The 212-nt window shown below is 37.3% G+C and carries 1 pseudogene; it reads right to left on the reverse strand.

Annotation, left to right across the window (positions count from 1 at the left end):
* Positions 1-4 precede the first annotated feature (4 nt).
* A pseudogene (locus V6256_RS16020) lies at positions 5-212 on the reverse strand (NADP-specific glutamate dehydrogenase); the annotation flags it as partial.

Raw genomic sequence — 212 nt, forward strand, 5'->3', positions numbered from 1 at the left:
CTTATAAACGCTTAAGAAGCTCAAGATCAATTACCGTTTCGTGATATATCGAACCACGAGAATCACTACAAGTCACAGGAGTTGCAGCTAATTGATATAATTTCTCCATGGCATAAATAGCCACATTACCAGCACAAGAGATTAAACAACGCTTAGCTTGTAATGTTTCACCCTTAGCCTTAAGCATATAATTAGCAAAATAAACTGCTCCG

Origin of the sequence: Psychromonas aquatilis, assembly GCF_038155185.1 — a bacterium.
Lineage (GTDB): Bacteria > Pseudomonadota > Gammaproteobacteria > Enterobacterales > Psychromonadaceae > Psychromonas > Psychromonas aquatilis.